The sequence below is a fragment of the Kitasatospora sp. NPDC001664 genome (assembly GCF_053596675.1).
The window spans coordinates 236988-258777 of record NZ_JBSFGS010000006.1; the positions used below are offsets into that span (position 1 = coordinate 236988).

General features: G+C 74.4%; 21 protein-coding genes. 20 read left to right on the forward strand and 1 reads right to left on the reverse strand.

Features of this window, described 5'->3' with window-relative positions:
• The first annotated feature begins 58 nt into the window (after nucleotides 1-58).
• The 11 genes from ACWCYY_RS11500 (at nucleotide 59) to ACWCYY_RS11550 (ending at nucleotide 11900) form a co-directional block, all read left to right on the forward strand.
• Nucleotides 59-1621, forward strand: coding sequence for a glutamate ligase domain-containing protein (locus ACWCYY_RS11500; RefSeq protein WP_449795829.1), 1563 nt, complete (start codon nucleotides 59-61; stop codon nucleotides 1619-1621).
• A 23-nt stretch (nucleotides 1622-1644) separates the two neighbouring features.
• Nucleotides 1645-2157 (forward strand): helix-turn-helix transcriptional regulator, encoded by a 513-nt coding sequence (locus ACWCYY_RS11505; RefSeq protein ID WP_449795830.1) that lies wholly within the window; start codon nucleotides 1645-1647, stop codon nucleotides 2155-2157.
• Nucleotides 2158-2186: 29 nt separating this feature from the next.
• Nucleotides 2187-2372, forward strand: a complete 186-nt coding sequence (locus tag ACWCYY_RS11510) for a hypothetical protein (RefSeq protein ID WP_449795831.1) — start codon at nucleotides 2187-2189, stop codon at nucleotides 2370-2372.
• Between the two features lie 107 nt (nucleotides 2373-2479).
• Nucleotides 2480-3388 carry a helix-turn-helix transcriptional regulator gene (locus ACWCYY_RS11515; RefSeq protein WP_449795832.1) on the forward strand — a complete coding sequence of 303 codons (909 nt, stop codon included), beginning with the start codon at nucleotides 2480-2482 and terminating at the stop codon, nucleotides 3386-3388.
• A 68-nt stretch (nucleotides 3389-3456) separates the two neighbouring features.
• Nucleotides 3457-3849 carry a hypothetical protein gene (locus tag ACWCYY_RS11520; protein WP_449795833.1) on the forward strand — a complete coding sequence of 131 codons (393 nt, stop codon included), beginning with the start codon at nucleotides 3457-3459 and terminating at the stop codon, nucleotides 3847-3849.
• A 35-nt stretch (nucleotides 3850-3884) separates the two neighbouring features.
• Nucleotides 3885-5813, forward strand: coding sequence for a glycoside hydrolase family 15 protein (locus ACWCYY_RS11525; RefSeq protein WP_449795834.1), 1929 nt, complete (start codon nucleotides 3885-3887; stop codon nucleotides 5811-5813).
• A complete protein-coding gene (locus ACWCYY_RS11530) occupies nucleotides 5810-7897 on the forward strand; it encodes a tetratricopeptide repeat protein (protein ID WP_449795835.1) in 2088 nt (695 codons plus the stop codon). Before ACWCYY_RS11525 ends, ACWCYY_RS11530 begins: the two co-directional genes overlap by 4 nt.
• Entirely contained in the window at nucleotides 7894-9078 is a 1185-nt protein-coding gene (locus tag ACWCYY_RS11535) for a helix-turn-helix transcriptional regulator (protein ID WP_449795836.1), read from the forward strand. The genes ACWCYY_RS11530 and ACWCYY_RS11535 overlap by 4 nt, the downstream gene beginning before the upstream one ends.
• Complete coding sequence (locus tag ACWCYY_RS11540) at nucleotides 9068-10060, forward strand: phosphotransferase enzyme family protein (protein ID WP_449795837.1); 993 nt, start codon at nucleotides 9068-9070, stop codon at nucleotides 10058-10060. The genes ACWCYY_RS11535 and ACWCYY_RS11540 overlap by 11 nt, the downstream gene beginning before the upstream one ends.
• On the forward strand, nucleotides 10057-10494 hold the full coding sequence (locus ACWCYY_RS11545; RefSeq protein ID WP_449795838.1) for a hypothetical protein: 438 nt from the start codon (nucleotides 10057-10059) through the stop codon (nucleotides 10492-10494). Before ACWCYY_RS11540 ends, ACWCYY_RS11545 begins: the two co-directional genes overlap by 4 nt.
• Nucleotides 10495-10538: 44 nt before the next feature.
• Complete coding sequence (locus tag ACWCYY_RS11550; protein WP_449795839.1) at nucleotides 10539-11900, forward strand: tetratricopeptide repeat protein; 1362 nt, start codon at nucleotides 10539-10541, stop codon at nucleotides 11898-11900.
• Nucleotides 11901-12061: 161 nt separating this feature from the next.
• Here the strand turns inward: ACWCYY_RS11550 and ACWCYY_RS11555 are convergent, their stop codons facing one another.
• Nucleotides 12062-12871, reverse strand: a complete 810-nt coding sequence (locus tag ACWCYY_RS11555) for a hypothetical protein (RefSeq protein WP_449795840.1) — start codon at nucleotides 12869-12871, stop codon at nucleotides 12062-12064.
• A 577-nt stretch (nucleotides 12872-13448) separates the two neighbouring features.
• Here ACWCYY_RS11555 and ACWCYY_RS11560 point away from each other — a divergent pair.
• From ACWCYY_RS11560 to ACWCYY_RS11600, 9 genes are all read left to right on the forward strand, one after another.
• The gene (locus ACWCYY_RS11560) at nucleotides 13449-13889 is read left to right on the forward strand and encodes an NUDIX hydrolase (RefSeq protein WP_449795841.1); all 441 of its coding nucleotides are present in this window, start codon (nucleotides 13449-13451) and stop codon (nucleotides 13887-13889) included.
• Nucleotides 13886-15097: a protein-L-isoaspartate O-methyltransferase family protein gene (locus ACWCYY_RS11565; RefSeq protein ID WP_449795842.1), complete on the forward strand. Its 1212-nt coding sequence runs from the start codon at nucleotides 13886-13888 to the stop codon at nucleotides 15095-15097. Before ACWCYY_RS11560 ends, ACWCYY_RS11565 begins: the two co-directional genes overlap by 4 nt.
• 75 nt (nucleotides 15098-15172) lie before the next feature.
• Nucleotides 15173-15667, forward strand: a complete 495-nt coding sequence (locus tag ACWCYY_RS11570; protein ID WP_449795843.1) for an NUDIX domain-containing protein — start codon at nucleotides 15173-15175, stop codon at nucleotides 15665-15667.
• A complete protein-coding gene (locus ACWCYY_RS11575) occupies nucleotides 15664-16248 on the forward strand; it encodes a class I SAM-dependent methyltransferase (RefSeq protein ID WP_449795844.1) in 585 nt (194 codons plus the stop codon). The genes ACWCYY_RS11570 and ACWCYY_RS11575 overlap by 4 nt, the downstream gene beginning before the upstream one ends.
• 15 nt (nucleotides 16249-16263) lie before the next feature.
• Entirely contained in the window at nucleotides 16264-16749 is a 486-nt protein-coding gene (locus ACWCYY_RS11580) for an N-acetyltransferase family protein (RefSeq protein ID WP_449795845.1), read from the forward strand.
• Entirely contained in the window at nucleotides 16746-18794 is a 2049-nt protein-coding gene (locus ACWCYY_RS11585; protein ID WP_449795846.1) for an ATP-binding cassette domain-containing protein, read from the forward strand. The genes ACWCYY_RS11580 and ACWCYY_RS11585 overlap by 4 nt, the downstream gene beginning before the upstream one ends.
• Nucleotides 18795-18970: 176 nt before the next feature.
• Complete coding sequence (locus ACWCYY_RS11590) at nucleotides 18971-20023, forward strand: hypothetical protein (RefSeq protein WP_449795847.1); 1053 nt, start codon at nucleotides 18971-18973, stop codon at nucleotides 20021-20023.
• A 166-nt stretch (nucleotides 20024-20189) separates the two neighbouring features.
• The gene (locus tag ACWCYY_RS11595) at nucleotides 20190-20828 is read left to right on the forward strand and encodes a DUF5753 domain-containing protein (protein ID WP_449795848.1); all 639 of its coding nucleotides are present in this window, start codon (nucleotides 20190-20192) and stop codon (nucleotides 20826-20828) included.
• Nucleotides 20829-20865: 37 nt separating this feature from the next.
• Complete coding sequence (locus ACWCYY_RS11600) at nucleotides 20866-21729, forward strand: protein phosphatase 2C domain-containing protein (protein ID WP_449795849.1); 864 nt, start codon at nucleotides 20866-20868, stop codon at nucleotides 21727-21729.
• Nucleotides 21730-21790 lie beyond the last annotated feature (61 nt).

The following is a 21790-nucleotide window of genomic DNA, read 5'->3' on the forward strand; positions in this document are numbered from 1 at the left end:
GGGAACCAACACCCTTCTTCTCCCTACCTGTTCACGACCCCTGACCTTGGAGAGCACCGTGGCGACGAGCACCGAAACCGAGCACGACGCGAGCATCGACCTGGCACTGGCCGTGCCGCAGCTGCTGCAGGCCCCGCACCTGGCTGGCGCCACCGACCCCGGCATGGAGGGCCTGGCCCTCTGGCTGGCCGGGGCGGGCGCCGACGTCACCGGCAGCGTCCGCCCCGGCCAGGAGAACACGGAGGCGGCCGAGCGGCTGCGCGCGGCCGGTGTGAGCGTGCGGACCGGCTACGACTCCTCGCACGTGGACGCCGGCCGCAGCGCGGTGGTGTGGTCCGGGGTGACGGTCGGCCCTCACCCGGAGCTCGACCGCGCACAGGGCATGGGACTGACCGTGCTGAGCCGAGCGCTGGCGCTCAAGGCGATCAGCGCCCACGCCGGGCGCGAGGTGCTGATGGTCGGCGGCACCCACAGCACCACCACCGCGGCGGCGGTCCTGGCGGCGGCCCTGGACGACGGCAAGACGGGCTGGATCCTCACCGCCCCGGCCAGAGGCAGCACCGTCGGCCGGGCGGCGGTGGGACGGCTGGTGGCCGACGTGTGCGCCGACACCGACGCGCACGAGGCCGTGCCGCTCGGCGGCTGGCAGCGCAGGCCCGCCCCCACAACTCCCGTCACCCCCAAGCCGAGCATCGTGCTGATCACCGGCGTCGGCGAGAACGCCCCGCACCACGAGAGCATCGTCGACAGCCTGGACGCGGCCGAGCGCCTCGCCCGCACCGCCACCACCGTCGTCCTGCCGCTGCGGCCCAAGCAGCCCCACGACCCGCACCGGGTCAAGCACGCCCACGACCCGCTGCGGTTCCTCCACGAGCGCTTGTCCGATCGGTCCGGCCCCGCCGTGGTCACCGTCGGCACCGGCGAGGACGCCGACGTGCGGATCACCGTGGCGGTCTGGAACGGCGCCGCCTTCCAGGTCGCCCTCAACTTCAAGGACGAGCTGCGCCAGTTCGAGCTGCGGGTCACCGGACGCCACCACATGGTCATGGCCTGCGCGGCCGTCACCGCCGCCCTGCTCGCCGGCGAGGCACCGGACACCGTCGCCGAACGCTTGGCTGCCTTCGAAGGAGTGGAGCGGTCGCTGGTCGAGCTCGGCTCCCAGGCCGGGGTCGAGGTGTGGGACTCCCGCGCCCGCCACCCCAGCGAGATCGCCCGCGACGTCCTGGCCGCCCGGGAGCTGACCGACCGTTCGGTGATCGCCGTGCTGGAACCCAACGGCTACGCCCGCGCCAGCACCCACACCGCGGAACTGGCCGAGGCCCTCGCCAGCGCGGACCACATCGTGCTGCTGCCGGTGACCACCCCACTGGCAGCCCCGGCGCTGCCCGACCCCAACGAGGAGATCGCGGCCCTGCTCACCAAGCAGGAGGTGCCGGGCCGCCAGGTGGCCCGAGCCCGGTTCGGCCCCTGCGAGCCGGTGCCCGCCCGGCAGGTCGCCCGCCTCGCCGAGCCCGGCGACCTGGTGCTCGTCATCGGCACCGGCCCCGAGGCCTTGCGGCTGGGCCCCGACCTCCTCTTCCACCTCGGTGCGCCGACCATGCCCATCCCCCCGCAGCTGTGACCGGAGAGGGACACACGCACCCCATGCCCCCTCTCGAACCCGAACTTGCCTCCGGGAACCAGCGGTTGGCCGAGCTGGTCGCCGCAGGGGCGAGCCACCAGCAGATCGCGGCCGAGACCACGCTCGACCTTGACGCGGAGGATGTCCGCGGCGCCATCGAGGACCTGCTGGCCTTCACCGGCACCCGCACCGTGCTCCACCTGGCGGCGTGGGCGACCGCGCGGCGGATCGTCACCACCACGGTGCACCCGTGCGCCGCCCTCGTCGTCCGGCCCCAGCTCGCGCCGAGGCTGCTGACGATCCTGCGCGGCTGGTCGGGTGGACGCTCCACCCCGGAGCTGACCGCCGACTCCGGCGTCTCGCCCGGCACGATGCGCACCTACTGCCACACCCTGCTCACCAGGCTCGGCGTCGACAACCAGCCGCAGGCGTGCGTGGCCGGAGTCCTGTCCGGCGTCGTCCTGCTGAGCGACATCGACCCGGCCTGGCCCAGTGAGGCCCTCGCCGCCGCGCCCACCTCCGGCGGGCCGGCATGACGGCCCGGCGCGGCAGGGGGCGCCGGGCCATGGTCCTGGCGGCGGCGTGCTTCGTGGCCGGTCTCCCGGTCGGCGCCGCCCTCCTCTACCTCCTGGAGCGACGAGCCGCCCTCAACGATCCGCTCTACCTCGCGCTCTTCGTCCTGGTGGCGTTCGCCTCCCTGGCCGCCGTCGACCGCGCGCTCCACCGCAAGACCGGCCCCACCGGCCGGTGACCGTCCCGCTCGCCTGACGCACCACCCGCTCCCTGCTCCAAACCCATGGCGGCCGAATCGGGCCAGGGCCGCACCGCCTCTACCAACTCCCAGCGAGAACAGCCGAGATGAACGAATCAGTCGCCGCCACGGCGACCAGCACGCGCGACCTCGACCGGATCCTGCGCCCGGTGCACGCCCTCATCGTCACCACCGCCGCGCTCACCACCGGCCCCGACGAGACCCCGGGTTCTCTCCCCGCGGTCCAGCGGCTGCTGCTGAGGGCCCTGTCCGACCAGATCCCCTGTGTCCTGGTCGTGCCCGACAGCACCCACCCGCTGCCCCTGCTCAGCCGGTGGCCGATGGTGGTGAACAGCGGCGCCGCGATGGGCAATCCCTTCGCCACCGCCGCGCGCATGCTGGACCTGCCCGGCACGGCCTGCATGGCGGTGTGCGGGGCGGACGAGAGCGCACTCGCGCTCGCCGGCGGGGTGCCCGTCACCGTCGCCGACGAACACGGCATGCTCGGCGCCCTCGCCGCCCGGCCGGTGGTGATCACCAAGCGCCAGACCCGGCTAGTCCTGCTGATGGCGGGCGGCTCCAGCAGCGAGGAGGCCGCCGACAAGCTCGGCGTCACCCCGCAGGCGGCCCGCGCCGCCGTCAGCTACCTGCACCGCCAGATCGGCACCGAGGACCGCGCGCACCTCCTCGCCCACTGCCTCGTGCACGGGCTGGTCGACACCACCGGCCTGCGGGCGAAACTGCCCGCGCAGCCACCGGTCCTGACGGAGGAACAGACGCGGGTTCTCACCCTGTCCATCACCATCCCGGTCTCCCGGCTCAACCGCCCGGCGGGCATGTCCCACAAGCGCGCGACGACGACGCTGGCGAGCGCGGTCGCGAGCCTGGGAGCGACCAGCCGCCACCACGCCGTCGCGCTCGCCGTCCTGTACGGGATCATCCCCGCCACCGCCGTCCCCGCACCCCGCCCCACCCGGCCCACCCGGCCCACTCGGCCCGCGGGCGGTGCGGCGTGAGGTACGTCGAGTACCCGGAAGAGCCGCCCACCCCGGGCTCAGGCCCGGTGGTCTATCTCGCCGGAGAGGTGGACTCGTGGCCGAACTGGCAGGTCCCCGCTGCCTTCCAGCTGGCCGCATCAGGGTTCACCGGCACCGTCCTCTCGCCCCGCCCGGTCCTCACCCGAGCCGACCCTTACGGCGCCTGGCGGCCTTTCGGTTGGCAGGACCGGCACATCCGCTGCGTGGACCTGGTGGTCTTCTTCCGGCCGCTGGGCCCGCTGCAGGTCATGCGGACCTACGAGGAGCACGCGGCCGACCCGCAGCGCCCGGCCGTGGTGGTGGGCACCGACGAACAGGGCCGGGCCGCCGAGCGGCTTCGCGAGGCCGCACCGTGGCTGACCGTCCACCCCACCCTCGCCGTCACCCTCAGCGCCGCTCTCGCCCACCTCGCCGGCGACCCGGTCGCCGCCCTGCGCTGACCGCCCTCGCCGCTACTCCTGTCAGGACCCCCGCCATGCCCACACCCCGCCCCGTCCCGGCCCGGATCGAGGACCACGCCCTGGTCGGCAACACCACCACCGGCGCGCTTCTCCGGCGCGACGGCACCGTCAACTGGCTGTGTCTGCCCCGCTTCGACTCGTCCGCGGTCTTCGCCGAGCTGCTCGGCCAGCACGAGCACGGCTTCTGGCGGATCGGCCCCGCCCGCTACGACGGCACCGCGCCGGAGCCGGCCGCCCGCAGCACCTACCTCGGGGACAGCCTCGTCCTGCGGCAGGAGTGGGACACCGAGGCCGGCGCCATCGCCGTCACCTCCTTCATGACCGCGCCCGACCCGTCCGGCTACGTCGCGCCGCAGCTGGTGCGGATCGTCGAGGGCCTGTCCGGTGAGGTCCGCGTCGCCTCCGTGTTCCGCCCGGCCCCCGGCTACGGAACCGCCCCCTTCGACATCGACCGCACCAGCACGGGCCCCCACCACCGGCTGGTCGCCTCCAGCGGCGGCGACTCCTTCTGGCTGGACGGGCCGCTGCACTCGGCCGGCAAACGCCGGGTGTGCCGCGCCGATGTCGCCGTCCGGCCGGGCGAGCGCCTGGTGTTCGCCCTCACCTGGCAGGCCGCCCACCTTCCCGCTCCGCCGGTCGCCGACGGCGAAGCCGCCCTCGACTCCACCCTCGCCTACTGGGCCGCCTGGACCAGCACCCTCACCCATCGAGGCCCCGACCAGGAGGCGGTCATCCGCTCGGCGATCACCCTCAAGGCGCTCTGCCACCCGGACGGGGGGATCGTCGCGGCCCCCACCACCTCCCTGCCCGAGGTGATCGGCGGTGAGCGCAACTGGGACTACCGGTTCTGCTGGCCGCGCGACAGCGCCTGGACCATCGCCGCACTGCTGCGACTCGGCTCCACCACCGAGGCCGCCGCCTGGCGCACCTGGCTCACCACCCACATCGACCCCGCACACCTGCAGCCGATCTACCGACTCGACGGCGGCACCGGACTGGAGGAGATGACCCTCGACCACCTGCCCGGCTACGCCGCCTCCCGGCCGGTGCGCATCGGCAACGGCGCCGCCGCCCAACTCCAGCTCGACGTCTACGGCGAGATCGCCGACACCCTGCTCCTCGCGGAGGACGCCGGCCTCCCGCCCTGCCCGAAGACCGACGCCCTGCTGCTCGCCCTCGCCCACCGGCTGGAGCGGATCTGGTGCGACCCGGACGCGGGGATCTGGGAGATCCGCGGCCCCCGCCGCCACTTCACCCACTCCAAGGTGATGGCCTGGGTCTGCTTCGACCGCGTCCACCGCCTCCTCGCCCGCCGCCCCCACACCGACCACCGCACCCTGCTGCGCCTGGCGGAGCTGCGCGACGCCGTCCACGCGGACGTCTGCAACGACGGCTACGACCCGGAGCGCAACACCTTCACCCAGTACTACGGCAGCACCAACCTCGACGCCTCCCTGCTCCAGCTGCCGCTGCTGGGGTTCCTGCCCGCCGACGACAAGCGCATCATCGGCACCGTCGAGGCCGTCCAGCGCGAACTCGCCACCCCGGACGGGCTCGTGGAGCGCTACCCCACCCGGGAGGCGGCCGGGGCCAACGTGGACGGCCTCGCAGGCCACGAAGGCGCCTTCGTGGCCTGCTCGTTCTGGCTCGCCCAGGCCCTGGCCGCGATCGGCCGCACCGGCGAGGCCCGCGAGCTTCTCGACCGCCTGCTGGCGCTGCGCAGCGACCTGGGCCTGCTCGCCGAGGAGTACGACCCGGTCGCCGGGCGGCAGTTGGGCAACTACCCCCAGGCGTTCTCCCACTGGACGATGATCGACGCCGCCGTCCAGCTCGGAGCCCAGCCCCGCCGCCGCGTCACCGGCGGAGGCCGCCGCCCGGTGCCCGCCGGGAGAGCCGCTGCCCAGCGCCCGCCCGCGCTCGCGCGGACGGGAGTGGCTCGGTGACCGGCCGGGCCCTTCCGGAGCCGGGCCCGCCGTCCCCCCGCGCCTCCAACACGATCAGCGGCGGCGCCTTCGCCACCGCGGTCCAGGCCGGCCACATCACCTCCGTCACGATCACCCAACCCACCCCGCAGCCCGGGCCGGTTCCGCGTCAACTCCCGCGCCGGACCCGTCCGTTCCTCGGCCGGGAGGCGGACCTCGCCCTCCTCGCGGAGGCGTTCGCCGACGAGCGCGCCATCGTGCTGCACGGTGTTCCCGGCTCGGGGCTGACGCGGCTCGCCGCCGAGGCCCTCGTCCCGCACGACGGGCCAGTGCTGTACGCCGACCTGCGCCGGATCGGGGCGGGGGCGGACCCGGTGCTGCTGGTACTGGCCGCCTGGGCCAGGGCGCTCGGCCACGAGGAGCCGATGTCCAGGTGGGAGGCCGAGGCGTGGTGGTGGACCGCAAGCGGCAGCACCGCCTGCGCCGTGCTCGTCGACAACGCCACCGCCCTGCCCGGCGGCGCGCTCGCCGCGCTGCTGCCCGTGGCCGGGCCGGCCGTGGTCACCAGCCCCATCCCGGTGGCGGAGCTGGCCTCCGGCGGGGCCGTACACCACCGCCTCGGCGGCCTGGAACCGGAGGCCGCGCTGCGCCTCCTGGCGCACCGCGCCGACCCCCGGCTCCTGGAGCGCCTCGACGCCGAGCGCCTGGTGGACGCGGTCGGGCGCCTGCCCGCCCCGCTCTCGGTGCTCGGAGCCCACCTGTCCCTGAACCCGCACCGCCCGGTCGCCGACCTGCTGCACTCGCTCGCCGCGTCCGGCCGCCGCCCCACCCCGGAGACCGCCTTGTCCGACACCCTCCACACCGCCAGCCAGGACCTGTCCCTGCCGCTGGCCGACACGCTGCTGCTCCTGCAGGTCCTGCCGGTGCCCGAAGCCGAGCCCGGCATGGTCGCCGCCGGCCTGGGGATCACCCCCGTGGCGGCCGAGGAGCGGCTGCGGCAGCTGGAGGGCCGGTTCTTCGTCGTCCGCTCCCCGAGCGGACGCTACCTCCTGCCCGGCGCCCCATCCACGCGGCTTCCGGCAGCGGGGACCGGCACGGACGGCCTGCTGGCCCGGGTCCACCGCGCGATGGTGTGGTGGCTGGCCGGCCTGACCGCCGCCGAGCGCCTCCTGACCCCGACCCACCGCGAGCTGGAGCGCGAAAGCGCCGACGGCGACGGGAAATTGCCGATCCACCCGCCCGTCTTCCACAGCCCCGAGGACGCGTGGCGGTGGCTGGCCGAGCAGCACCGACTGCTGCCCGAGGCCCTCGCCGCCTGCGCGGGCCGCTGGCCCGCCCTGACCTGGCAGATCTTCCACGCCGCGTGGCCGCTGTGGCAGCGCGTGGGCGACACGCAACTGCGCCTGCGCGCACTCGACTTGGCGCTCCCCGCGGTGCTGGAGACCGGCAGCCCGCTGGCGGTGCAGGAGATCTACGGCGCGGCCGTCGGGGTGCTGCGCGACGCCGGCCGTCACCGCGAGGCGCTGGCCGCCGCCAGGACCGCGCTGACGCGGGCCAGGGAGCGCGAGGACCTTCGGGGCGAGGGGCAGTACCTGCACGCGATCGGCGCGACCCTGCACGCCGCAGGCCACCCCCAGCTCGCGCTGCCCTGCTTGCGCAAGGCCCTGGACCTGCGCGAACGGGACAACTACCCGCGCGGTATCGCCCTGACCTTGCTGATGATCGGCGCCTGCCGGAGCGACCTGCGCCGCATCGAGGAAGCGGGCCTTGACCTGACAGCGGCACGACGGATGCTCAAGGCGGCGAGCGACCGCCTCAACGTGGCCAGGGCCCGGGCCTGGGAGGGCCGGAACCTGCAGCGACAGGGAAACTGCGCCGCCGCGCACGACCGCCTCCAGCTGGCCGTCGGCTCCTTCGCCGACCTCGGGGCCCGCGTCTGGGAGGCCCGCGCCACCTTCTGGTCGGCCGAGGCGCTGGACGGCCTCGGCCGCACCGCCGAGGCCACCGACGCCCTGCACCGCGCGGCAGAGCTGTTCGGCGCCACCCACCCCGACGAGACGGCCCAGGTCGAAGCCGCGCTCGCCGGGCGGGCGGAGCGGCCGTGAGCGTGCACCCGGTGGCGGACGCCCCGGAGCTCGGGGTGCCCGGCCGCGGGCAGCCGCGTCAGCACTCCGGGGTGGGGGACCTCCCGGTGGAGGTTGCCCGGCCGGAGCTCGGCGACGGTGAGTTGGCGATGCTGCGACTGCTCGCCCGGGGATGGATCCTCCCGAAGGCGGCCCGGCACCTGGGCCTGACCGAGTACGAGAGCGTGATGCGCTGCCGGGCCCTCTACCGGGCGCTCGGCGCCCGTCGGCGCGGCCCGGCGATGCGCCGGGCCGCGGCGCTCGCCCTGGTGACCCGGGAGGAGATCACCGCCGACCGGACGCCGCAGCACATCCGCCCCCTGGGACGGCAGCACCGCGTCGTCCTGGACTGCTTCGTGCGGGACATGTCGAACCCGGAGATCAGTTCGGCACTCGGGCTCGGTCGGCAGACCGGGCGGCGCTACGCGCAGGAGCTGATCGAGGAGTTGGGCGCCCACAGCCGGTGGCAGGCGGTGCTGTTCGCCTTCGTCGACGGCCACCTGGAGGTGAGCCACCTGCTGTCCGATCCCGCACGGCAGGAGAAGCACCCGCCCGGCCCTCCGCCACCGGCGCAGGTGTGCATCGCGGCCCCCCTGCTGGCCACCCCGGCGCTGGTGTTGTCGAAGCCGGAGCTGGGGGTTCTGCGGCTGATCGCCGAGGGGCTGACGCAGCGGCAGATCGCTGCCCGCCGCCGCGTCGCCCTGTCCACCGTCCAGACCCAGGAGAAGGCCCTGCGGCAGGTGCTGCGGGCCGGCGACCGCGGCCACGCCGTGACTATCGGCCTGGCCCACGGCGTGCTGACCTCCCGCGACATGGACTTGATCCGAAGCCGCGACGGGATCCAGCCCCAGCTGACGCAGCGGCAGCGTGCCGTCCTCTCCGGCCTGGCCCGGGGCCTGACGTACGAGCAGATCGCCACCGAGCTCCACCTGACCCTCGGCGCGGCCCGCACCAGCGGTCGGGAGCTCATGGCCGACCTCGGCACCCGCACACGCTGCCAGAGCGTGGCCCGCGCCGCCGCCGACGGCCTGATCGACCCGGCCGCGCTGATCACCGGGCACCAGGTCGGCCCTGCCCGCCCGGGCACCGGTCCCCGCCGCCGGGACAGCCGAGGGAAGTTCGCCAAGACCCGAGCCGCCGAGGAGAACTCCGATGCCGCGTAGATCCGCTCTCGCTCCCGCGGCGGCCATCGCCGCCGTCGACCAGCCCGCGGCCTGTGCGCTGGCCGAGGCCGCCGACCGGCTCGGCTACGACCTGGCCGGCCACACCGTCCTGCAGCACGCGGGCAACTGGGTCGTGCGCCTGCCGAACGCGCTCGGCCCCGGTGCGCCCGTGATCGCCAAGGTGCACCGGGCGGGCACCGGCCTGGAAGAAGTGGCCCGCCAGGCCCGCATCGCCTTCTGGCTGCTGGAGCACGACGTGCTGACGGCCCGTCCGCTGCACGGCGGCCGTCCGGTCCTGGTGGCCGGCCGCCCCGTCACCGTCCTGGAGGACCTAGGCAACGGGGGACCGTGCACCGTCGTCGAACTGGCCCAGCTCGCCGCCCGCCTGCACGCCCTGCCGGTCGCCGACCACCTCGTCCTGCCGCCGCTCGACCCCGCCCACGGGCTCCTCGCCCGGATCGCCGCCCTCCCCGGCACCGTGCTGACAGACGCCGACCGGGCGTGGCTGGGGGAGCGGACCATGGCCTTCGACGCGCTGTGGCAGGCCGCCGAGTGGGCGGGCCCGGAGGTGATCGTCCACGGCGACCTCCACCTGCTGAACACCCTGTCGACCCCGCTCGGCCCCGCCGTCCTGGACTTCGAGTTCACCCGGCGCGGCGTCCTCTGGTACGACCTCGCCTTCAAGGCCGGCGGCCGGGACCTGTTCGGCCAGGACCCGGCCCTGTACGCCGCCTTCGCCCGCACCTACGGCGTGGACGTGACCGCCGTCGACGGCGGCAGGCCCTACGCGCTGATGATCCAGGTGCGGGCGCTGTTCGGGGTGGTGGTCGCGCTGGAGGAGGCGGTGCGCAACGCGGTGTGGCTGCCGGAGGCGCGGCGGCGCATCGCCAGCGTCCGCCGGCCAGGCCCCTACCCGTGGAACTGGAGCTCACCCGCCGCCCCACGCGGTGCACGCCGGCCCGGGACGGAGGCCGCGGAGTGAGCGCCTGGCTTCTCAACTGGGCACGCTCGGGCTGGTGGTGGCGCCCGCTGGTCTTCGCCCTGGCTGCCGCGCTGATGGCGGCTGCCGTCCGCCACGGCACCGTCGAGGGAGCGCGGGCACTCGCCGCGGCGACCGGCAGCCTCGGCGCCCAGCGGGCATGGACCCTGCTCATCCAGGCGCTGCTGCTGGCCGCCCTCGCCGCGTGGCTCGGCCGGCGCGAGGGAGCAGCCGCCTGGGCCTACCTCACGGCCGTGACCGCCTGGGTCGCCCTCGCGCTGCTCGGCCAGCAGCACCTGTCGTACCTGGTGCTCGCCGCCGCCGTCCTGTTGCTGCACCGGCGCCGCCGCGCCCGCCTGCCCGCCCTGCTCGGCATCTGCACCGCGTCCTGGCTGTGCGCCGACACCACCGCCCTCGCGTGGGAGCTGACGCGGTGACCCGACACCCCGCCCCGCCCGCCGACCGATCGGACCCCTGCCCCGTGACCGACACCGCCTTCACCCCCGAGGCGCTGCCCGACGACCTCGCCGCCGTGCACCGCGCGGTGGCCCTGATACCGGCCGCCGAGATCGACGCCCACGGCGCCGCCGCCGTCACCCAGGCCACCCCCGCCGCCGCCCGCCAGCAGCTGGCCGAACTCGCCCGGCACCAACTGCTGGCCTCCGAAGGCCGTGCCCCGGTACGCGGCGACCTCTACCGGGTGCGCCGCGTCGTGCGGGACCAGCCGCCCGCCCGTGCCGGCAGCGAGGAGGAGGCCGCCCACCGGGTGGCGGTGCGCTACCTGGACCACCTGGTGGCCACCGCCCAGGAAGCCGGCCGCCGCCTCACCCCCTACCACCGGCCACTGCCCCACGCCCTCGGCGCCGAGCTCGCCACCACCGTCCGCCTCCGCAGCCGGCTCTCGGCGCTCCAGTGGCTGGACGGCGTCCAGCCCTCCTTGCCGTACGCGCTGGACGCCGCCCAGAGGTTCGGCGAGTACCAGCGCCTGACCGTCCTGGTGCACGACCTGTGGCCGCTGTTCGAGTACCGGCGGCCCATCGAGCTGTGGATCACCACCCACCACATGGCACTGCGAGCCGCCCGGCTCTGGGGCAGCCTGGCCGCCCGGCGGGCCGTGGCCACCGCGCTCGCCCGAGGGCTGTCCGCCGCCGGCCGCCACGAGGAGGCCGACGAGCAGGTCCAGGAAGTCCTCAAGGGCACCGTCGCCGACAACGACCTGCGCGCGTTCGCCGACGTCCGCCTCGCCCTGGTCGAGCGCTTCCACGCCGAAGGGCGCTACGACCTGGCCCAGCCGTTCATCGACCAGGCCATCAGCCTGTACCGCGACCTCGACGACCCTCACAGCATCGCCGTGTCCCTCACCCTGCTCGGCTCCAACAACACCCGCCTGGGCCGCCCGGGAGAGGGCGTCGAGCTTCTCACCCGTGCCCGCGCGGTCCTGCAGGCCCTGCCGGTCGCCGATCCGCTGGCTGCCGCCACCGCCCTCGCCCACCTCGGCGAGGCCCACTCCCTCGCCGGCTCCCACGACCTCGCCACCGCGGCCCTCCTGCGGGCGTTGGAGGAGTTCGCGTTCGCCGGGCACCAGCACTGGCAGGCCCGCACCGCCGAACTCCTCGGCGACACCTTCGCGCGGATGCGCCTGGCCGACGCCGCACACGACTGGTACACCTCAGGCGCCTCCCAGTACCAGGCCCTCGGCGCTGCCCACGACGCCGACCGCCTGCGAGAGGCGATCTCCGGCCTCGACCGCGCGCTCGGGCAGACCCGTGCGGCCCCCGGCATCCTGCTGCCCGGCTCCGACCGCCACGGTCTGACCCTGGTCAGCTCCCCGGAGGACCGGTGAACCCCACTGCGGCGGGGCCGACCGCCCGCTGGCCGGACACGGGCGGAATCCGCGGGTGGACGTTGGCCCAAGCGGCTGCGGCCTCCCCGGCGGCCGCAGCCGACGGGGGTTGGTTGCCAGCCACGGCGCCGTGGCTGGCAACCAACCGGTGCTGTGGCGGATCAGGGCTGGCGGTGCTCGGTACCGGTGGGGTCGACCCAGATGACCAGGTCCTGGGCGCGGTTGCTGAACCGGACGTCGTGGACGAGCCGACCGCGCAGTTGAGCGTGGTCGAGGTCGCCGTGGGTCCACACGTCGCCGCCGCGGATGGCGGGGATCTGGTAGAACGCGCCGTCGCGGGTGGCGGTGGGCCAGCCGGCGGGGTCGGCGGCGATGGCAGCGCGGATGTAGCGGCGGGCGGTGGGGCCCTTGACCGCGACCACGGCGCGAGGCGCGGTCCGCGGGTTGGCGGCCCACTGCCGGGCCCAGGGGCCGAGCTGCCACCAGCGGACGGTGTTCTCGGCCAGCACGGCCGGGTCGGTTCCGCCGGCGTCGGCCTGCGGCCGGTCCAGGTCCCGGTACGGCTTGGAGCTGTGAAACACGATCAGAACTCCGCCCAGGCTCCGTCCGAGGTCGGCGACGGTCAGCGGCTCCAGGGCGAGGCGGTCGGCGTACTCGGGAGGGGTACCGAGCGGGGTGAAGCGCCACTTCTCCCGGCGGGCGTTGACGAGCTTCGCCTTCGCCCCGGTGGACAGGACGTCGATCAGCATGCTCTCCACCACGGCGGCGGTGGCGTGGTCGGGCATCTCGGCGACGTCGATCGTGTAGCCGGGGGTGTCCAGGATGGCGGCGAGCCCGGCGTTGTGAGTGTCGGCTGCGTGACTCTGCGGGCGGTCCTCGCTCCGGCCGCGGCCGATGTAGACGATGCGGTTGTCCCGGTCCCGGACCGCGTACACCACCGGGCGCGGATCCGGCCTCGACGAAACAGGCATGGCAGTACTCCTGACTCCGGCCTCTGGGACCGGCTCCTGCCGGCGCTCCAGGCGCTGGCGACTGCCACTGACGCTACATCGGGCAAGCGGGCCGCGCCCGGGGAGTTCGGAGAGGACGCCGCGGGTGCGGCCGCTCGCCGCACCCGGCTGTACTTGCGCGATGCCGAGCACGGGAGAGCGGAGCGGCGCTCACCCGCGACATCCCCTGTCGCTGTCACGAACCGGTGCGCTTCCCAACTTCGGTGGCAACTGTCCCGACATCGCTGTCACAGATCACCTCCCACGTGGCCCGCTCAGCCTCCGCAGGCCCTTCGGCCCCCGGCCCGACAGGCCGTGTCACACCCGTCTGGAACAATGCGCGAGGAGACTCAACTGCCGTGAAATATAGGCGTGTTGAGGTCATCACCGGATCGGGTGGCATGTTCGGCGACACGCCGACAAGGCCCCCGCCGACGGCCTACGGTGGGACCCCCAGCCACCCAGTACCCCACTCCCGGCACGACCCGGGAGTGATCCGCCGTGCCCTGAACCTCCCTGCGCTGCCTCGGCGTTGACCCGCACCCCGAAGGAGAAGCTCATGCCGCACACCCAGGTGATCGGCGTCCACCTGGCCCTGGTCGAGGACGGCCGGGTGCTCCTCGGCCGGCGCACGGCCACCACCTTCGCCGAGGACCACTGGCACACCCCGGCCGGACACCTCGAAGCGGGCGAGTCTGTCCTGCGCGGCATGGCCCGCGAGGCGAAGGAGGAGCTCGGCATCACGATCCGCGAGGAGGACCTGCTCCTGGTCCACGCCCTTCACCACCTGGACGCCGACGACGGGGCGGGCCGGCTCCAGTTGTTCTTCGCCCCGCTCGCCTACACCGGACAGGTCACCAACATGGAACCCGAGAAGTGCAGCGCGTTGGACTGGTGGCCGCTGGACGCGCTGCCCGAGCCGACCGTCGGCTACACCCGCTCCGCCCTGGCCGCGATCCAGGCAGGCGTGCCGCTGTCCGTCCACGGGTTCCCCGCGTGACCCGGCCCGTCCAGCCCGAGCACGCCGCCCGCCCGGCAGCCCCCAAGGCGAGCGAGCCCGCGGGCGAGCAGGGCACCGACTCGGCCCGCCGCGAGTTCCTGCGGCTGCTGGCCCTCCAGGACGGAGTGCACGAGCAGCGGGTGATCGCCTCACTCGGCGCCGTCCCGCGCGAGGAGCTGATGCCCGCGGTCTTCACCCCGGCTCACCAGGAGCGGCCCGCCACCCGCTGGCAGGCCGTCAGCACCGGACACGATCCGGCCACCTGGCGCAAGGTTGTCTGGTCGATGGACCAAGTGGTCGTCCAACTCGGCTCCCTGGACGCGACGGTGGCGAAGCCCGGCATCGGGCACCACGGCCGCCCGACCGCTCAGAGCTCGGGAGCCGGACTGCTCGCGATCACGCTGCAGGACCTGCGGCTGGAGCCGGGGCTCCGCCTGGTGGAGGTCGGCGCCTGCACCGGCGTGCTGAGCGCGGCGGCGGCCCGGCTGACCGGCCGCCAGGTGACCGGCGTGGAAGTGGACCCGGCACTGGCGCGGCACGCGGCCGTGCGGATCGCCAAGGTGGGAGCAGACGTGCGGATCGTCGCCCGCGATGGATTGCGCGGCCTGCCCGAGGGACCGTGGGACCGCATCGCCGCCTCCTTCGCCCTCTCGGCCCTCCCACCGTCGTGGCTGCACCGGCTCGCCCCGCGAGGTGTGCTCACCTGCACCATCTCCACCGCCGCCCCCGGCTGGCACACCCGCGCCATCGTCGGCCGCGACGAACGGGGCCGGCTCGCCGGGCGCCTGGTCGCCGACCGGTGGGGGCACGTCCTCGCCCGAGACGTTCCCTGGCTGCCCGTGCCCGATCACGCCAGCGGGCCCGCGCGGCTGCGGAGTTCAGTGCTCGCCCCGCCCGACTTCCGCGCGCGCGGCTTCTGGGCGGCCGTGGCCCACCTGCTGCCCGGAACCCGACGCCACTGGCCACCCGCCGATACGGACGACGGCACGGTCCAACTCGTCCACCCCGGCGACGGCTCCCGCGCGCACATCGCCCCGGACGGCTCGCGCTGCGAGGTCTGGGGCCCGCGCGATCTGTGGGCCGAAGCCGAGGCCGTCCACACCCGGTGGACCGCAGCCGGGTCTCCGAGCGAGTTCCACCTCACCGTCCCCGAAGGCCGGCAGCACGTCGACGCCGGGCCCGGCCTCTCCTGGTACCTGCCGACCTGAACCGCACACCGGCCGCCCCGGTACCGGGGCGGCCATCCCGAACCCCGTCCGCACCACGAGCGTTGGAGTACTGCTGTGCTGAACCTGCGTCAGGCCGTCTGCGTGATCGTCCACGACGAGAGCGCCAGGCGGATCGCCGCCATCCACTACGCGAACGACAGCTGGTCGAAGGAACCGGCGTGGACCATCCCAGGCGGCAAGGTCGAGGTCGGCGAGCGCATCGACCTGGCCGCCGCCCGCGAGCTCCGCGAGGAGACCGGCCTGCTGGTGGACCCGGACGACCTGCGCCTGGTGCACACCGTCCAGGTGAAGCAGGGCTGGGACGGCCAGGGCGGGTTCCTGCTCCACGTCTTCGCGACCAGCAGGTTCCGCGGCGAGCTCACCAACACCGAACCGGACAAGCACCTCGCGGTCACCTGGATGCCCGCCGACCCGGCCGCGTTGCCGATGCCGATGTTCCCCACCACCCACACCGCCCTCCTCGCCCACCTGAACGGCTCCACCGGCTTCTCCACCCACGGCTGGGACACCGAGGTCGACCCCCGCGCCCTCATCGGGGCCCGGCCGTGACCGGTACCCGCCCGCCTCAGCAGGGCGAGCCCGCCGAGGCCGCGCGGTGGAGCGCGCACTACGCGCAAGGGCGGGACTTCGTCCCCGTCGCCGACGAGGAGGTCAAGCTCCTGCTCGCCCACACCGGAGCGGGTCGGCGGGTGCTCGACATCGGCTGCGGCACCGGCGCGCTCGCCGCGGCACTCGCGGACGCCGGATTCACCGTCACCGCCGTCGACTTCTCCGCCGCCGCCCTGGCCGCCGCCGAGGACCGCCACGGCCACCACCCGAACCTCACCTTCCGGCTCACGGACATCGAACACGGGGGCCTCGACGCGCTGCCCGCCGGCGGCTTCGACCTGATCACCTGCCGCCTCTTCCTCCCCTTCATCGACCTCTTCCCCTTCACCGCCTGCGCCCGCCACCTCCTGGCCGACGGCGGCACCCTGCACATCACCACCCCCGTCGACGACCAGCAGGCCCCCGACCGCCGCTCGATCGCCCTGCGCACCGCCGACCTCGACCTCCTGCGCTCCTTCCCCTGGCAGAGCACCGCCGAGTACCCGCTCGGTGACCTGCTGTGCCTGGCCCTGACCCGCTGACGAAAGGCACCCTTCTTGACACCCCCGAACGCCCGTCCCACCCGTCCCGCCCGTCCCGGCGACGCGGAGGAACTCCTGCGACTGCGCGCCCAACTCCACTCCGGCCTCGACACGCCTGAGCCGTGGCACATCACCTTCCCCGCCGAGATGCGCGAGCGGCTCGGCACCGACCCCGGCCTGTTCGCCTTCGTCAGCGAGGCCGGGGACGGCGCTCTCGCGGCGTGCGCGATCGGCTTGCTCTACCGTGCCTACGACGGACCCATCTACACCGGCGGCCTGTGGGGTCGCGTCCACTCCGTGATCACCGACCCCGCCCACCGCCGCCAAGGCCACGGCGAGGCCGTCACCCGCGCCCTGATCACCGCCCTCCAGGAGGCCGGGTGCGCCTCGGTCGAACTGAACGCCACCGCCGCCGGCCTGCCGCTCTACGAGAAGCTCGGCTTCACCCCGGCCGCCCACTACCTGACGCTGCGCCAGCCGCTGGACGGCGGTGCGGCGTGAAGGGCACCCGTATCGAGGGGGCCGAGTTCCTCGACGAGCCCTCGCCGTCCGAGAAGCTGCTGTTCGGCGGCCGGATGCGCTACGACCAGGGCTGGGCCCGCCACGAAGCCGCCGGAGCCCAGAGCGGCATCATCGCGGTCGCCCGCCAGGTCCCCGGGATGCTCCGCCTGTCCTGGCGGCTCGCCGCCCGCGCGGACCGCCCCGCCCTCACCGTGGTGGTCGCCTCCGAGATCGGCCGCGCGGTCGCCGCGGGCGTCGCGCTGGTCGCCGTCAGCGCAGCCCTGGCCACCCTGTTCGGCGCTTCTGGCGACACCGGGCAGACCCTGCGCGCCCTGCTGCCCGCCCTGCTGGCGGCCGGCGCCGCCACCGGCGCCGGAGCGTTGCTGGCCTCCCTCTCCGCCTGGGCGGAGGAGCGGATGACGCCCAGGATCGAACGCACCGTCACCCTCACCCTGCTGGAGCGCGCCTCCCGGGTGGAGCTGGCCGCGCTGGAGGACGCCGACTTCAACCGCCTGCTGGAGTCGGCCCGCTTCGGGATCAACTCGGTGGGCAGGATGATCAGCGAGTCGGTGCGGATCCTCAGCACCGCCCTGTCCATGGTCGCCACCGGCGGCGTCCTGCTCACCCTCTCGCCCCTGCTGCTGCCCCTGCTCGTGCTCATCGCACTCCCAAGGGCCTGGGGCTCGGTGATCACCGCCCGGCGCCGCCGCCGCTCGGTCATGGCCTGGCTGCAGCACCTGCGCGCCTCCGCGCTGATCGCCCAACTCCTCACCCAGACCTACACCGCGGCCGAGATCCGCGTGCACGCCGTCGGCGGCTTCCTGCTGCGGCACTTCCGCCAGATGGCCCTGGCCTCCGAGGCCGAGCAGGCCCGCCTCGCCGCCGCCTCCATCCGCACCGGCCTCGCCGCCTCCACCGCCTCCGGGCTCGCCTCCGTCGCCACCTTCGCCGTCCTCGGCTGGATGGTGGCCACCGGCCACCTCACCCTCGCTGCGGCCGGCACCGTCGTCGTCGCGGTGCGCACCGGTGCCGCCAACATCGGCGGCCTGCTGAACAGCGTCAACCAGTTGTTCGAGGAGGCCCTGTACGTCGGCGACCTGCAGACCCTCGACACCGAGGCTGCCACCCTCGCCATCCCGACGGGAGGCCACGACCTGCCCGAGCGGCCCGCCGAGATCGTGGTCGAGGACGTCACCTTCACCTACGCCGGCCGCACCACCCCCTCCCTGGACAAGGCCACCCTGACCATCCCGACGGGGAAGATCGTGGCGTTCGTCGGAGACAACGGTGCGGGCAAGACCACCCTGGCCAAGCTGCTGGCCGGCCTCTACCTGCCCGACAGCGGCACCATCCGGTGGGACGGCGTTAACACCGGGCCCGGCGCGGACCGGGACCAGCAGTTCGCCTCCACCGTTCTGCTCCCGCAGGACTTCTTCCGCTGGCCGCTCACCCTGCGGGCGGTCGTCACCACCAGCCGCCCCGAACACCACGACGACGCCGAAGTCCTCTCCGCCGCTGCCGAGTTCGCCGGACTCCAGAAGCTCATCGACCGCCAGGAGAAGGGCTGGGACACCCTCGCAGGGAAGGGCTTCGAGGGCGGCGTGGACTTCTCCGGCGGGCAGTGGCAGGGCATCGGCACCGCCCGGACCCACCTGCGCGCCACCACCGTCGGCCCGGACGGGCGGCGCCCGTTCCTGGTGATCGCGGACGAGCCGACCTCCGCCCTCGACCCGGCCAGTGAGGTGCGGGCCTTCGACAAGCTGCGCGAGCTGGCCGACCTCGGCCTCACCGTAATCCTGGTGACCCACCGGCTCGCGGCGACGGCCACCGCCGATCTGATCTACGTCCTCCACGAGGGCCGCGTCGTTGAACAGGGCAGCCACTCAGAGCTCATGGCCTGCGATCCGCCCACGCGGTACCGGGCGAACTATCTGTTGCAGGCGGCCCAGTACGCGCCCGAGGCCGGGCAGGACGACCTCGGACTCCCGCAGGGCTCCATCCCCGCACAGAAGCTCCGCGACCCCGACTCCGCCTCCCCGCGCTGAACGCGGACGGCGCCACCGGCATCCTCCACCTGGTCCCCGCCGCCACCTGACACCCACGGCCCCTGCCCTCTCGCCCGACCCGGGCGGAAGACGCTCGCCTGCCGCCTCACACCAACGGCGAAGGACGGCCGAGTCCCGCCGATCACATCCAACTGCTCTACTGTCACGGAGGTTTCATGCGTTTCGGTACCTACAACCTGTTCAACCTCGGGCAGTTGACCTCGCGCGAGGAACGGGAGCGCTACGACCTGCTCGTACAGGTGATACGCGGCCTCGGCGCGGATGTCCTCGCCGTCCAGGAGATCATCGGCCGGGATCCGGCCGAAGCCGCCACGGTCCTGCGCCGTCTCGCCGACGACAGCGGCATGTCCTGCGAGGCCACCCGGGCCCCCGGCACGGCCCCCGAGCCCGCGCTGGGCAGCAGCAACCACAGGTTCCACCTCGGCCTGCTCTGGCGGCCCGGCCTCGAAGCGGTGCCCGGCAGCCTCTGGACCTGCGGCGGCGGGGTCGACTTCTGGCATGCCATGACCACCGTCGTCTTCGACACCGGAACCGGACGGCGCGTCAGGCTCGGCTCGTACCACGCGGACCCGTTCCGGCCACCGCAGCGGCTGAGCGAGGCGTACCGGGTCCTGTCCGCGTTCCAGGACGGGCTCCCCGGCGGGATCGGAGCCGACTGGAACTCGATCAGCTCCGACCGCCGACCGACGGGCGCCTACTTCGACCCTGACACCCTGCCGGGGCAGACCCACCGCAAGGTCCGCTACCAGGCCCGCTTCGACCCGGACAACCCGGCCGCCCCGGCGGTCTCCGACCGGTCCGCGACCACCCTCCTGCTCCAGCAGCCGGGCGGCCTCGTGGACACCGCAGCCGTGGCCGACGTGCCGTGGCTGCCCACCACCGGCCACTGGCTGACCGACGGCAGGCACGCCGAGAGCTTCGGGCCGCGCCGCATCGACACCCTGCGCGTCACCAGCGACCTGGCCCCCGCCGTCCGGGCGCACACCACCCACGGCGGGCCCCTCGGCGCCAAGCTCGCCGACGTCGTCCACCGGCATGTCACCGAAGGCCACGGCTCGATCTCCGAGAAGGCGTTCGCGGTGATCGCCGAGCACATGACCACCAGCACGCTGTCGGCGGCCGAGCGGGCCAGCGACCACCTGCCTGTCACCACCGACCTCGACCTCGCGGCAGTCGCTCCAACCGCTGGAGCCACGCCCCGCCGTTGAGCCGACGGACACGGCCGGCCATGGGAATACCGCCTCCTGGGCACCATCTCCCATGGCCACCGGCCGAAGCCCACGCCCTCGACCGGCCCGTACCCGCACCGCCGCAGTCGTCCCAGCCCCGTCCCTCTGCCGGAACCCCGGCCACCTACCGACTTACGGAGGCACCATGTCCGCAGCCAGCAGCCCCGACCTGCCCCCCACCCACGCGGTTCCCGTGTCCGCTCCCGACTGGCAGGGCCTGCTGCGGCAGGGCGCCGGCCCGATCCAGGCCGAGTTCCGCCGGCTCGTCGAAGAGACCACGCACTATCACGGGTTCAGCCCCGACCTCGTCTGGGGCAACCTGCAGACCCACGCATACGCCAGGGAGGTCCTGCGGCTGGTCGCCGACCTGCACGACATCCCCCGCGACATCGACGCCGGAGCCGCCGAGCGCGTCGCGCGCGCCCAGTACCTCGGGCAGGGCGGACGTACCTACCACGTCCTGCTGGGCGAGCAGGCCCTGCTCACCGGCATCGGGGGCCCGGCCGTGATGCGACCCCAGCTCACCCACCTCCTGGAGGCGATGTCCCTGCCCGGCCTCACTCTCGGCATCGTCCCCGCCCGCGCCCGGCTCCTCGTGTACCCGGGTGACGGCTTCGGGATCTTCGACGGCGCCCGGGTCGAGGTCGAGGGCTACCGCGGTGGCGAGACGATCACCGACGACCGCGTCCCGATCTTCCGGCGAGCCTTCGACCGGCTCAAGCAGTCCGCCGTGTACTTCGACGACGCCCGCGCCATCATCACCACCGCCCTGCAGAACACCTGACCGCCCCATCCCTCCAGCCCGCGAAGGACAACTTCCTGTGCCACCCACCCCTGCCCCGTCTCTCCGTACCGGCGAGCGGCCCGGCCGCGACGACCGCCCCAGCGAGGACCGCATCCTGGCCACGCCCTCCGACGACGCCTTCGTGGTCCTCGACGGAGTCTCCACGCTCTCCGACGACCGCCCTCGCGGCGGCTGGTACGCGGACACCCTCGGCAAGCTGATCGTCGACCGCCTCGCCGCCGGCTCGGGGGCCGAGCTGACCGAGGTCCTGCACGACGCGATCTCGGCGATCACCCGCGAGTACGCGCTGACACCGGGAGCCTCGCCCGCCGCGACGGTGTCCGTCGTGCGCCTGGGCGACACCGTGGTGGAGGCGGCCGTGCTGGGCGACAGTCCCGTCGTGATGATCGGCCACGACGGTACCGCGCGAACGCTCACGGACACCCGTCTGGCCGAGCTGGTGGAGACCCGGCCGCAGGCCACTGAGTACCGGCGGCGCCTGGCCGCAGGCAGCGGCTTCGACACCCGACACCACCAGCTGCTGGTCGAGCTGCGCGACGCCCAGATGGGATGGATCAACCGGCCGGGCGGCTACTGGGTGGCCGAGGCCGTCCCGGAGGCCGGCCGCCAGGCGGTCACGGCCACCTGGCCGCGAGCCGAGATCGCCCAGATCCTCGCCGCCACCGACGGGGTGTCCAGCGCGGTCGACGGCTACGGCCTGTACTCGTGGACGGAGCTGGCCGCCGCCTGCCGCGCCGACGGGCCGCAGGCCGTGGTCGACGCCGTCCACCGGGCCGAGGAACAGGACGCCGAGGCCCGGGCTTGGGCCCGCTACAAGCAGAGCGACGACAAGGCCCTCGCCCACCTCGACCTCGCGCCGGGCGTAACGCCCGCCGGCTGAGCCCGCGCACGCACCTTCCGGACGCGAGCGGCACCGCCCGCGTCCGGAAGGCCACCGTGGT